Source organism: Phocaeicola coprophilus DSM 18228 = JCM 13818, assembly GCF_000157915.1.
GTDB classification, from domain to species: Bacteria; Bacteroidota; Bacteroidia; order Bacteroidales; family Bacteroidaceae; genus Phocaeicola; species Phocaeicola coprophilus.
Window position 1 is genome coordinate 62976 of the sequence record NZ_EQ973647.1, and the last position, 14008, is coordinate 76983.

Here is a 14008-nt window from a genome sequence, read left to right on the forward strand (position 1 = left end):
GAAGAAAGTTGTTATTATAAAATTTAATATTTTCTATTGTTTATTTGAATTTTTTCTATAGCTTTGTGGTAACCTTTATTTAGATAACTATTAATCATTGTTATTAATATAATTTTAATATTATGAAACTAAGAAATGTAAATTACCGAGGCAGACTGGCAATTTTGACGGGTGCATTCTGTTGTACATCCTTGCCAATGGCTGCACTTCCGACTTCTGTTGAAGCCGCCTCTCCCAATGAGATTACCCAGCAGACGATGAAGGTAAAAGGTTTGGTTCTGGACGCATCGACTGGTGAACCTGTGATTGGTGCCAATGTCATTGTGAAGGGAACGACTAATGGGGTGATTACAGACCTGGATGGTGTGTATGAACTGAATGCACCGGCAGGTGCTGTCCTGCAGATTTCATTTGTCGGCTATAAGACCATTGAAGTGAAGGCTGAACCCAACATGAAGGTAAACCTGAAGGAAGACACCGAAACGCTGGATGAAGTTGTAGTTGTCGGTTACGGTACTCAGCGCCGTGAAAGTCTGACCGGTTCTTTACAGACAGTCAAGGAAAATAAACTGAAGGATGTTACTACGGCCAATGTGGAAAACATGTTGAACGGTAAAGTTTCCGGAGTTTTCGTTGCTCCGGGTTCCGGTCAGCCGGGTTCAAGCGGTGCCGTGATGGTTCGTGGTAAGGCATCTATCAACGGTAGTTCATCTCCGTTGTGGGTAATCGACGGTGTAATTGTCGGTGATGGAGCCGGACAATTGAATCCTGCCGATATCGAAACCATGACCATCCTGAAAGATGCTGCATCTACAGCTATTTATGGTTCTCAGGGAGCCAACGGTGTTATCCTGGTAACAACCAAGAGCGGCAAGAGCGGTAAGATGACTATCAATGTATCAGCCAAGGCCGGTGTCAGCAGATTGAATAATGGAAATCTGGAAATGATGGACGGTGCTGAATTGTATGATTACTATAAGTCATTCAGCAATGCTGACCAGATCAATTTTCCACGCTGGAATGAAGACTTGCGCAATGCCAATTTTGACTGGTGGGATCTGGCGACTCAAAGCGGCGTGACTCAGGAATATAATGTCTCTCTTTCCGGAGGCGGTGAAAAAATCAATTCTTATTTCTCTATGGGTTACTATGACGAAGAAGGTGCAGTGAAAGGATATGATCTGCAGCGTTACAACTTCCGTTATCGTACCAATTACAAACCTTTCTCCTGGTTGACCATCAAACCGTCTGTTGCCGGTGCAATGCGTAATACGCATGATGCCCAGTATTCTGTAACAGCCATGTACTCTATGTTCCCGTGGGACAGTCCGTATGATGAAAACGGCAATCTGGTTCCCGACCGTTACAGCGGATGGGTGAACAGCCAGTCAACCAACTACTTGAACGACCTGAGCTATGGTAACCATACAGACTACAAGACCTATGAGTTCAGTGGAAACTTTGATTTTGATATCCGGATTACGGACTGGCTGACTTTTAACTCTGTCAATAATTTCCGCTGGACCGGTTATTACTATAATTCTTATTCTGATCCCCGATGCGAGGGAGCTTCCGGTGTAAACGGACGTTTGGAGGAATATCAGAGCAATACCGTACGCCGTTATACCAACCAGATTCTGCGTTTCAACAAAATGTGGGATAAACATTCATTGAATGCCTTGCTGGCGTATGAATTCAATGACTATCAGGGCAAGGCTATTTCAGCTACCGGTACCGGTTTTGTACCCGGATTTGAGGTACTTGATGTTACAGCGATTCCTGAAGATGTAGGCGGAAGCCTGAGCGAATGGGCTATGCAGTCTTATCTCTTCAAGGCAATTTATTCTTATGACAACCGTTATCTGGGTGAAGTTTCTTTCCGTCGGGATGGTGCTTCCAATTTCGGTGATGAAAACAAATATGGTAACTTCTTCTCTGTCAGTGCCGGATGGAATATCAACCGTGAAAAATGGTTCAAGGCTGATTGGGTGAACAACCTGAAATTACGTGCTTCCTATGGTACGGTAGGTAACCGTCCAAGTTCACTTTATCCGCAGTATGACCTTTATTCTATCTCTGCAAAGTATAACGGAACTTCCGCTGCTTTGATCAGTCAGATCGGTAACAAGGAACTTACCTGGGAAAAGACTTATACGACGGGTGTCGGTTTAGATGCATCTATGTTCCATGAACGTTTCCGCTTCTCATTCGATTATTACTACAAGTATACTTCCAACATTCTGTTTGCTGTACCTGTATCCGGTCTTACCGGTGTAACTTCCCGCTGGAAGAATGTGGGTGAAATGGAAAACCAGGGTATTGAACTGACTGTCGGTGGCGATATCATCCGTACCAGAGACTGGAACTGGAGTGTGGAAATGAACCTGGGACATAACAGAAACCGTATCAAGGAACTGTATGGAAACAATACGGAAATCATTCGTAGCGGTGGTATCGGTATCGCCGGTGAAGCCGACAAGATTCTGAAAAAAGACTATGACAGCGACAGCTTCTACATGGTAGAATGGGCAGGTGTCAATCCTGAAACGGGAGCTCCGCAATGGTACAAGCATACCAAAGATGAAAATGGAAATATCACCGGACGTGAAATCACTGAAAATTATGCAGAAGCAGATCAGGTGATCTGTGATGCTTCCACTCCGAAACTGTTTGGTGGATTCAATACAACTCTTGCATGGAAAAACATTGATCTGACAGCTGTATTCGGTTACTCCATCGGTGGCAAGATCTATAACTATTCTCGTCAGGAATACGATTCTGATGGTGCCTATACAGACCGTAACCAGATGAAACTGATGGACGGATGGACCCGTTGGGAAAAGCCGGGTGACATTGCTACGCATCCTGTTGCTTCCTACAATAACTCATCCAACTCCAATAAAGCTTCTACCCGTTATCTGGAAGATGGTGACTATCTGAAGCTGCGTTCACTGACTATCGGTTACAACCTGAAGTTGCCGAAATACTACATTCAGAATATGCGTATCTTCTTTACCGGTGAAAACCTGTTCTGCGTAACCGGATATTCCGGTGTGGATCCTGAAATTCCGGCCAGTGGAGGTTCTGTAATCGGTTCTACCGGTCCGAGTGTTTATCCCTCTACCCGCAAGTACATGTTTGGTATTAACTTAACCTTTTAATTAGCTGATTCGTATGAAAAAGATTATATCAACCTCTTTGTTGGTGACCGCCTGTCTGTGCGGAACATTGACATCATGTGACATTGAACGCCTGCCCAAAGGCAGCATGTCTGCAGAACAGATTACGAATGATCCTTTGGCTTCCCTGGACGGTCTGGTGGATGGTGCTTATGCCCAGTTGAAAGACTGGTCAGATCCGATGCACCGTCTCGGCGAATATGCTGGTGATAATATGATGATCCGTGGTGCATCTACCGATGCATTTTATGAATTCATAACCTTCTCCCGTACTCCGAACAACTACCGTCTTCAGAACTTCTGGGATTATGGCTATAAGGCCATTGCCCAGGCTTCAAATATCATCAAGATGATTGAAGAAGGACAGGATCCGGAAATTGACAGTAAGCTGGGTGAATGTTATTACATCCGTGGTATGATGTACTTCTACCTGTGCCGTGCGTTCGGCCGTCCGTATTATCAGGCTCCTGACAAGAATCTGGGTGTGCCTATCGTCAATGGTACTCCGGATGATATGGACAATCTTCAGTTGCCCGACCGTTCGACTGTGAAGGAAGTTTATGAACAGGCCATCAGTGACCTGAAGAAGGCAGAAGCCATGATTACAGAGAACAAGGGACCGGCATACGCATCCAAGGAAGCTGCACAGGCCATGCTTTCCAGAGTTTACCTGTATATGAGTGGAACTTACAGCAATCCGAATGCGGAATATGCCCAGCTGGCCGTTGATTATGCCACTAAGGTGATTGAATCCGGTCAGTATGAACTGTTGGGACACGATGAATTCATGACTTATAATACGATTGTTCCTGAAAATAATAAGGAATCCATTTTCGTAGTGAAGCGTGTGGCTTCCGAGTTCTCCGGATATGACCATTATTACGGTATCGGCGGTATGTATGGTGTTGTCGGAGGTATGGGTTGGGGCGAAATGTATGCCAGTGCCAAGTATCTCGACCTGCTGAATGAGACAGGACGTAACGACTGGCGTCCGGACAGCAAAAAGATTGTAGATGCACGTGCCAACTTCATTGCTCCGCAGTATGTACAGGATGATAACGGAAATTATACGAATGTGTTCCGTTTCATCAAGAATGTATATGATACCAGTGGCAATGTGATCAACTTCAACTACGTGCAGGCTAAGCTGAACCAGAACGGAGGCAATTATACTTGTACAGAAACCATTGACGGTGTGGACAAGACTTATGCGATGACTCCGGTGGATGCTTCCCAACAGATCTATTCCATCCAGTATTCCGACGGACAGACCTATACTGGTGTCATTGATTATCAGATGTCATTGAACCGTGTATATCCGATGTTCTACATTACGAAGTGTTCTTACGAAGGTGAAGAATCTCACCTGCATTCACCGATTATTTCCCGATTGGGTGAGATTTACCTGAACCGTGCTGAAGCATATGCCAAACTGGGTAATTACGGTGCTGCCCTGACTGACCTGAATACCATTCGTGAACGCTCTATTCCGGGTGCCGGATATGCTTCTCTGGATGCTAATAATGCTCCTGAACTTATCGACAAGGAACGTCAGCTTGAATTGGCTTATCAGGCAGAGCGAAGCTATGACGTATTCCGTAACGGTGAACCGTTGACCCGTCATTATCCGGGTCCGCACAATGCAATGGAAGATGTTCCGGCTACGGATTATCGTGTAACTTATTACATTCCGCAAAGTGCGATCAATGCATATCCGAGCGGATGTACGCTGACACAGAATCCGACCAGCGATGCAGGTGTGATTCTGAATTAACAGGCTTTTCTGGATAAATAATAAAGTTTGTCTTGAGAGGGATTACAGAGAACCGGCTGTGAAGCCGTGACTGTAATCCCTCTTTTTTATGGAACAAGGCATAGTCAATCGACTGCACGATGTCCTCGCAATTGACTGGTCAATGCAAAAGCAACGACCGCACGATTGCCCTCAAACGACTGCACGATTGGACCGCAACGACCGCACGTTTGGGCTTCAACGACCGCACGATTCAGCTGCAACGGGCATTACAGTTTTTGAGCGTATTCACTGGGGGTATAGCCGGTTACCTGCTTGAACTGATGATTGAAATGGGAGAGACTGTTGTAGCCGCAGTCGTATGCCACCTGGCTGATATTGATGTTTTTGTTGATCAGCAGTTTGGTTGCGTATGAGATTCTCAGTTCCGTGAGGTATTCAAACATTCTTTTCCCGGTATGTTTTTTATAGTATCTGCAAAGTGCACTTGGATTCATACCGACATTACAGGCAATGTCTTCCAGGGCGATATTGTTCTGGTAGTTCTTGTTGATAAACAGATGCACCTTGTTGATAATCGGATCTTCTGTCGAATCACTGTTGATATAGTTCTCTGTTGTCAGGGTTGCATGATTGCATTCGGAACTTAGCCTGTAGAGTAAAGTATAAAGTCCTTCGATCTTTTCAAATCCTTCTTTGGTAACCAGGGAGCGGAACAGTTCTTTTAAAGCCTCAATGCTGCCGCCGGTAAAGAAGACCCCTTTCTGAGATTTCTTCAGGAGGGAATAAATATTCTCCAGTTCGGGAATGTCGTGTAAGCTGGCGGGAAAGATCCGGTCATCAAACTGGGTATAGACAGACCGTGAAACCAGTCCGGAGTTCTGGTAGTATTCGTCTGCGCTGAGCCACAGATGGGGGAGATTCTTTCCGATCAGCATGAAGTCGCCCGGAGAAAGCTCCTGGATGGAATCGCCTACGAAGCTGAGTCCTTTGCCTTCCTCTATCAGAATCAGTTCATATTCCGGATGGATATGTAAAGGTGCGGCAAAGTAGGGATTCGTGTACGAAACCACAGAAAATGAAGTTCCTTTTCTCTTCTCTACTTTTTCGAAGGTAGCTTCCATCTGATGTAAGGAGTTTGTTTTCATCTTTTTGTTCAGGCAAATAAATCACACAACCATGCAAATATACTATAAAACGATTTAAAAAGCAACGTGTAAATTTGTCAGCAGTAAAAAACTAATACGATTATGAAACATAGAGAACGGGTTATCAGAGCTTTAAATCATGAAGAAACGGACAGGCCTCCTTTTCAGGCCACATTTACTCCGGAATTTGCAGATCGTTTACGCGAAGTCTTTCATCTTCCCAGACAGTTTTCGGAACCACACCACAGAGACTGGTACGGATATGAGCTGGAGAAGCTGACAGGACAGGATTTGCTTCAGGCCAGTGTCGGATGGTCTGCCAACTATTACTTGAAGCAGGAGCCTTACACGGACGAATGGGGTGTCAAATGGAAGATTGATCCTTATGAAACTCCGTTTGGCATCGGACATTATACGAACATTGCCCGGAATCCTCTGCGTGATAATGATGAACTGGCAATGGCTTATAAGGCACCCGATCCACACCGGCCGGAGCTTTATAAGAATGTGGAGCGTCTGGTGAAGGAATATGGCGATGAATATTATATTATCGGGCGTATTCACTGTACCATCTTTGAGTCTGCATGGGCTTTGAGAGGACTTGATACGCTGATGACCGATTTTTATATCAATCCGGATCTGACCAATCACCTGCTGGATGAGACCGGAGGCTTCCATAAGGAAGTGGCTAAGAAGATGGCACAGATAGGCGTTGACATGATCTGGCTGGGTGATGACATGGGAGCACAGGATTCACTGATGATTGATCCGGAACTGTGGCGCGAGTTCTTCAAGGGCAGAATGGCCGATATCATCCGCACGGTGAAAGAAATTAAGCCGGATATCAAGGTGGCTTATCATACGGACGGCTGTAATTACGACATTATTCCCGATCTGATCGAAATCGGTCTGGATGTATTGAATCCTATCCAGACGGAATGTATGAATCCGGAGATCCTGCAGGAAAAATATGGAGATCAGCTTTGCTTCTTCGGGGGAGTGGCGGTTCAGTCAACCTTGCCCATGGGAACTCCTGAACAGATAGAAAAGGAATATGCATGGCTGAAAAACTCTGTAGGAAAGGGAGGAGGATGGATTTGTGCTCCGACTCACCATGTGCAGCTGGATACTCCGATGGAGAATTTCTTCCATTTGCTGAAAACTGTAGGAACCATCGGTTAATGCAAAGACAGATTCAGACAAGAGCGGGAAACTGCCGTAAAAAGGATTGGTTATACTGAAAAAGCATTCTGTATATGAGATTGAAAAAGATACTGTTGTTGGGAGGTCTGTTAAGTCTGACCCTGACTTCCTGGTCGCAAGACAAGAAATGGGTGGAAGTAGCTTATGACGACTGTGGCGAGAAAGGAAAACAGCCTCATCTGGTTTTGGGGGAAAATTATGAAATGCCGGCTGAACTGTCGGGCAGCACGGCCCAGCGTTCCTGCAATTTCGGCGGGAAGGTGATCTATGCATTCGATAAGATGGATATTCATGCCGACTATCGGATGGAAGTGACTTTTCTGGCCGACAGTGAACGGATCATAGAAATTGTCGCCGATGGAAATCCAGTCTGTGAGTCTATCCATCTTCCGGCGGGAGAGGTAGTAAAGAAAACAATCGATTTGCCCCGTCACTCGTTTGCCTACGGTCAGTTCGTGATGGTGGTGAATCCCGTCAAGGGACCTAATGCCATTATTTCCGGGATCCGGATTTTATCTTCCGATCCGGGACAGCTGGCTGCCGTGTCTGAAGAGTCACGCGAGGCATTGAAGTCGGTTCAGGCTTATGTCGTAGACACTCAGGTGGATGCGGAACAGGTGTTGCCGACCTATGTCCCGATACCGGCTTCCGTGAAGGATGTCTACCGGAATCAGCTTTCCCTCAATGGGGAGTGGCTGTTCTCAGAACAGGCGGAAGGAGAAGACTGGCATCGCATTATGGTACCGGGAGAGTGGTGCATGCAGGGCTTTAAGGTGGATTCAGCCGCATTTGCCCGTTATCAGAAAAACTTTGAAGTGCCGCAGGACTGGAAAGGCAAGCAGGTCATCCTTCGTTTTGACGGAGTTCATAGTGAATATAAAGTGTTTGTCAACCACCGTCAGGTGGGTTCCCATCTGGGAGGAATGACACCGTATGAAGTCAACATTACGGATGCCTTGCAGGATGGAACGAATATCCTGTCTCTTCAGGTGCGGAGTGAATCGCTGGCCGATATGCTGGGAAGCCTTACCCAATATGCCGCTCATCAGCTGGGAGGTATCACCCGTAAGGTTACCCTGTTCGCTGTTCCTGACATTCATCTCTCGGATCTGCGTATTCAGACAGACCTGGACGAGAACTATCGGGATGCACGTCTGAAACTTTATGTAGCGGTCAGAAATGATTCCGACCGTCCGTCCCGGAAAGTATCTTTGAAGGCCGTTTTGGACAAGCATGAGGCATCCGGTTCCCTGAACTTGCCGGAAATCGCTCCGGGAGAAACCTGGAAGGGATGGCTGGAGATGGACGTGAAGTCACCTTTGCTGTGGGACAATGAGCATCCCAACCTGTACCGGCTTCATCTGGATTTGTATGAAGGAGAAAATTCCATAGCACAGATTGAGAAAAAATTCGGCTTCCGTGAAGTGGAAGTACGGGGAAACCGTCTGCTGGTCAACGGCCGTCCTGTCAAGTTGAGAGGAGTCTGCCGTCATGAGGCTCATCCTCTTTACGGACGTTCTCTGACCGATGAGGAATGGAAGGCCGATGCAGAACTGTATCGGGCTGCCAACTGTAACTTCATCCGAACCTCTCATTATCCTCCGGCAGAAGAGTTCATTGAATATTGCGATGAACTGGGGCTGTTTGTCGAACTGGAAGCACCTGTATGCTGGATCGGTCATCATGCCAATGAGAACTGGCAGAAGCTGAATTATAAGGATGAAAAATATTATGACTATGTTCTGCAGGCTGATATGGAAACTGTACATTTCTACCGGAACCATCCTTCAGTCATTTTCTGGTCGATGGCCAACGAATCCTACTGGAACAAAGGATTTGCACAGGTTGCCGAATACATGAAGAAAGCGGATACGACCCGTCCGTTTGCTTTCCATGATCAGGCCTATGGCGGTTTCAACAATCAGGGCAGTACGGCTCCGATAGCCAATATTCATTATCCCGGACCGGGAGGATATCAGGAAGCGGCCAAAAGTGACCGTCCGATGACGTACGGAGAATACTGTCATCTGAACGTCTATAACCGCAGTGAACTGGTGACTGATCCCGGTATCCGCAGTGACTGGGCCCTGGCACTGGCTCCGATGTGGGAGAACATGTATGCAACAGATGGTGTTCTCGGCGGTTCAATCTGGTCGGGTATTGATGACATTTTCCAGTTGCCGGACGGAAATGCAGTGGGATACGGTGCCTGGGGACCTGTGGACGGATGGCGCCGTCCGAAGCCTGAGTACTGGGACATGAAAAAGATCTATAGTCCGGTCAGGTTACATACCGAAGCCCTGGAACCCGCCCGGAAACTGGTGATTGATGTGGAAAACCGCTATACTTATACGAACCTGAACGAGCTGAAGATCCGTTGGACTTACGGAAAGGAAAGCGGAATGTCTGTACTTGATGTAGCCCCTCAGGGCCGTGGACAACTGGTGGTAGAGGTCAGTGATCCTTCTGCTTCCAATCAGCTGAGCCTGGAATTTGTCGACCCCAGAGGATTTGTGGCCGATGAGTATCTGATTCCGGTGGGTGAGCAGAAGCAGAATCAGGTGGAAGCACCTGCCAGACAACGTACGAAGGTGAAACAGGATAAATCCCGTATTCGCATATACGGAAAGAACTTCACCTGTCTGGTAGACCGTTCTACCGGAATGATCCTTTCCGTGGAGAAAGACAACAGACAGATACTTTCCGGAGGTCCGTGGCTGATGGCGCTACCTCTGACAGGCGGAGGATGCTATCCGAACCATAATGCCGAGACTCCGGTATTCAATGATTTGTGCAAAGGATGGAAAGTAACCGGTGTGGAAGTTTCGGAAGAAGGACAGGACGTCCGTCTGAAAGTCAGCGGATCGTATGACGGTTTCGACGGACAGTATGAAATGATATGCAATGCGAACGGAGAGATCCGGGTTGATTATCAGTTTACGGTTCGTACGGCTGTCAATCCGAGACAATGGGGAATGGTCTTTGAGACCCCTGCCGGATTTGAAGAAACCTTCTGGCGCAGAAAGGGACTCTGGAGCGTCTATCCGGCAGATCATATCAGCCGTCCGTCCGGTACGGCAAAGAGCTTTTATCCGGAAGTACCTGCCGTACAGAATCCCCGTATCAAACCGGCCTGGGCATGGAGCAAGGACTTCAACCAGCTGGGAAGCAACGATTTCCGTTCTACCCGTAGAAACATCTGGTATGCAGGATTGCAGGATGTGGAAGGACAGTCCCGGGTAACGGTTGTTTCTGACGGCCGGCAGCACTGGCGTTCCTGGAAAGAAGGAGAGAAGACCTGCTTCCTGGTGGCAGACTTTGTGACAGCAGGCGACGAAATGTTTTTAGGCAGCCATTATGCGCCTTACCGGAAACCGCTTAAGGTGGGAGACGTGATCAGTGGCAGCATTATTTTGCGTGTAAGATAAGAGCAGATTATGAACACATTCTCCGTTTTAGACAGTGTCATCTTCATTGTTTATGTACTCCTGATCGTGGTAATAGGCCTTTGGTGTTCCCGTACCCGTAAAGGAGGCGTAAAAGACTCGAAGGAATATTTCCTGGCAGGGAATACATTGCCCTGGTGGGCGATCGGAGCTTCCGTCATAGCGTCCAATATATCGGCAGAGCAGTTTATCGGCATGTCCGGATCCGGCTTTGCCATCGGACTGGGAATCGCTTCCTATGAGTTTGTAGCTGCCGCTTCCCTGATTGTGGTTGCCGTATTTTTTCTGCCTATCTTCCTGAAGACGAAAATTTATACGATGCCTCAGTTTCTGGAAATCCGTTATGGAAAACCAGTCAAGACTCTCATGGCATTCTTCTGGCTGCTGGTTTTTATTTTTGTCAATCTGACCTCCATCCTTTATCTGGGAGCCCTGGCCATTCATAAAGTGGTCGACATACCGGTCGGATTCAGTATTGTCTGTCTGGCTGTCTTTGCCGGAGCCTATGCCATCTATGGAGGACTGAAAGCGGTGGCACTGACCGACATGGTACAGGTGATCTTCCTGATCGGGGGCGGTCTGCTGACTACCTACATAGCCCTGAATCACTATTCGGAAGATGCCGGTGCTATAGCCGGAATGCAGAAACTGATAGCGCAGGTTCCGGAAAAGTTTGACATGATCCTTGATCCCTCCAATCCGGATTATAAATATTTGCCGGGAATCGGGGTCATTCTGGGCGGACTGTGGGTCAGTGCCTTGTATTATTTCGGATGCAATCAGTACATTATCCAGCGTGCTCTGGCAGGCAAAAGTCTTTCGGAAGCCCGTATGGGACTCGTCTTTGCCGGTCTGCTGAAGCTGATTCTTCCCCTGATCGTCGTGATCCCCGGAATCGTAGCTTTTGCCCTGGATGCCCCTCTGGAGAAGCCCGATCAGGCCTATCCCTGGCTGATGCATAACTTTATCCCTTCGGGAGTGAAAGGAATTGCATTCGCAGCACTGGTGGCAGCCGTGGTCAGTTCGCTGGCCTCGATGGTAAACAGCATCACGACGATTTTCACGATGGATATCTACAAGGAATATTTTGCGGGAAAGGATGTGCCGGAGAAACGTCTGGTGAATGTCGGCCGCTGTTTCGGATTCTTCAGTCTGGTACTGGCCGTACTGATCGCCCCTGCACTGGCCGGTCTGGAACAGGCCTTCCAGTTTATACAGGAGTTTACCGGTTTCATCAGTCCGGGAGCCCTGGCCATCTTTGTCATGGGATTCTTCTGGAAACGGGCAGAGATGAAAGGAGCCCTGGCTGCGGCTGCAGGAACCTTTGTCTTCTCGCTGGTACTTATGCTGTTTTTTCCGGAGATCTCCTTTATTGACCGGATGGCCTATGTCTTTATCCTTTGCGTACTGCTGATCGTGGTGTTTGGACTGTTGTCCGGCAAGAAGACAGATGAAAGAGCAATTATTCTGGAGCCGGGACTGTTTGCCACCACCTGGACCTTCAAGCTCCTGAGCGGAGTGATCCTGGCTATTCTGGGTGTGATTTATTATGTATTTTGGTAATAATTAAAGTCTATAAATATGGAAGAGTTGTTAGAACGAATTGCAAAATGTGTGGAGTTGGGTAAGATTAACGAGAAAACCCCTTATCCCCCTGCCATGAAAGGACAGCCTGGAGCCGATGAGCTGACCTTGCAGGCACTGAATGAAGGAATTTCTCCGTCAGATATTCTTCAGAAAGGTCTGATTGTCGGAATGGAACGTATCGGAGTGAAATTCAAGGCCAATCAGGTGTTTGTTCCCCAGGTGCTGATGAGTGCCAAGGCAATGGGAACGGCGATGAATCATCTCAAGAAGTTCTTTAAGGACGGAAGCGTGCAGCGTAAGGGAACAGTCATCATCGGCACCGTGGAAGGAGACTTGCATGATATCGGCAAGAACCTGGTAGCCATGATGGTGGAAGGAAACGGATACGAAGTGATTGATCTGGGAGTGGATGTAAAGGCTGAGAAATTTGAAGAAACCCTGGAACAGCATCCGGGAGCCTTTGTCTGCATGTCTGCCTTGCTGACCACCACCATGATTCACATGGAAAAGATTAATCAGCTGCTCAAGGAAAAACATCCGGAAGTCAAGACATTTATCGGAGGAGCACCCGTGACAGCGGATTTTGCCAGACAGATCGGAGTCGACTATTATTCAGACGGTCCGCAGGATCTGGTGGAAACATTGAACAAGCTGAGTGCCTGAGAGGGGAAAAAGAGTAATAGGAGGACTTGTTATGAATCAATGGATCAATGAAATATTTCAGAACAGCAAGCGTGTGGCTGTTCCTGTAATGACCCATCCCGGAATAGAACTGACGGGACACCGGGTAATTGAAGCCGTGACAGACGGCCGTGTACATTACGAAGCCATCAAATACCTGGCCGATCATTATCCCTCTTTTGCCACTTCCACCATCATGGACCTGACGGTGGAAGCTGAGGCCTTCGGATGTCAGATAAACTTTCCGGAAGATGAAGTTCCCAGTGTGGTGGGCAGACTGGTCAGTGATGCAGACTCCGTGGCAGCCTTGCAGGTTCCCGATTTGCAGGCAGGACGGGTACCCGAATACCTGAAGGCTGTCCGGCTGGCAGTAGAACATATCACCGACCGTCCCGTACTGGCCGGATGCATCGGCCCTTTCTCACTGGCCGGACGTTTGTATGACATGTCAGAAATCATGGTTGCCATTTATACAGATCCGGAAGTGATTCTTCAGCTGCTGGATAAATGTACGGCATTTATTCTCAAGTATTGTGCAGAACTGAAACGTCTGGGAGCTTCGGGAGTCTTCATCGCAGAACCGGCAGCCGGGCTGCTCTCCAATGAAGACTGCATGGCATATTCCACCGTGTTTATCCGGCAGATCGTACAAACCTTGCAGGACGATGACTTTGCGGTAATCCTTCATAACTGCGGCGACACCGGACAGTGTACCCAGGCCATGGTGGAGAGCGGGGCGGCCGCACTGCATTTCGGGAACGCCATAGATATGGTGAGCGCCCTGCAGGAATGCCCTTCCAGTCTGTTGGTCATGGGAAACATAGATCCCGTCGGAATTATGAAACAGGCCTCTCCGGAGGTTGTCAGAAAAGAAACCCTGGCCTTGCTGGAGGCTACAGCTTCCTGCCGGAACTTTGTATTGTCCACAGGATGTGACGTACCTCCCCAGGTTTCGCAGGAGAATATTGCAGCCTTTTTCCAGGCACTGGATGAGTTTAACTCCCTGTAAGA

The 14008-nt window shown here is 47.7% G+C and carries 8 protein-coding genes; 7 read left to right on the forward strand and 1 reads right to left on the reverse strand.

What is annotated here, in order from left to right:
- Window positions 1-197 precede the first annotated feature (197 nt).
- Both BACCOPRO_RS13975 and BACCOPRO_RS13980 read left to right on the forward strand, forming a co-directional pair.
- Window positions 198-3161: a SusC/RagA family TonB-linked outer membrane protein gene (locus tag BACCOPRO_RS13975; RefSeq protein WP_008144580.1), complete on the forward strand. Its 2964-nt coding sequence runs from the start codon at window positions 198-200 to the stop codon at window positions 3159-3161.
- A 13-nt stretch (window positions 3162-3174) separates the two neighbouring features.
- Window positions 3175-4953, forward strand: a complete 1779-nt coding sequence (locus BACCOPRO_RS13980; RefSeq protein WP_040311538.1) for a RagB/SusD family nutrient uptake outer membrane protein — start codon at window positions 3175-3177, stop codon at window positions 4951-4953.
- A gap of 248 nt (window positions 4954-5201) precedes the next feature.
- Here the strand turns inward: BACCOPRO_RS13980 and BACCOPRO_RS13985 are convergent, their stop codons facing one another.
- Window positions 5202-6080 (reverse strand): AraC family transcriptional regulator, encoded by an 879-nt coding sequence (locus tag BACCOPRO_RS13985; protein ID WP_008144584.1) that lies wholly within the window; start codon window positions 6078-6080, stop codon window positions 5202-5204.
- A 102-nt stretch (window positions 6081-6182) separates the two neighbouring features.
- Between BACCOPRO_RS13985 and BACCOPRO_RS13990 the strand changes: the two genes are divergently transcribed.
- The 5 genes from BACCOPRO_RS13990 (at window position 6183) to BACCOPRO_RS14010 (ending at window position 14006) form a co-directional block, all read left to right on the forward strand.
- A complete protein-coding gene (locus BACCOPRO_RS13990; RefSeq protein WP_008144586.1) occupies window positions 6183-7262 on the forward strand; it encodes a uroporphyrinogen decarboxylase family protein in 1080 nt (359 codons plus the stop codon).
- 74 nt (window positions 7263-7336) lie between these two features.
- On the forward strand, window positions 7337-10711 hold the full coding sequence (locus BACCOPRO_RS13995; protein ID WP_008144588.1) for a glycoside hydrolase family 2 protein: 3375 nt from the start codon (window positions 7337-7339) through the stop codon (window positions 10709-10711).
- A gap of 9 nt (window positions 10712-10720) precedes the next feature.
- A complete protein-coding gene (locus BACCOPRO_RS14000) occupies window positions 10721-12292 on the forward strand; it encodes a sodium/sugar symporter (protein WP_008144590.1) in 1572 nt (523 codons plus the stop codon).
- Between the two features lie 18 nt (window positions 12293-12310).
- Entirely contained in the window at window positions 12311-12979 is a 669-nt protein-coding gene (locus tag BACCOPRO_RS14005) for a cobalamin B12-binding domain-containing protein (RefSeq protein ID WP_008144592.1), read from the forward strand.
- A gap of 16 nt (window positions 12980-12995) precedes the next feature.
- On the forward strand, window positions 12996-14006 hold the full coding sequence (locus tag BACCOPRO_RS14010) for a uroporphyrinogen decarboxylase family protein (protein WP_187326038.1): 1011 nt from the start codon (window positions 12996-12998) through the stop codon (window positions 14004-14006).
- Window positions 14007-14008: the final 2 nt, after the last annotated feature.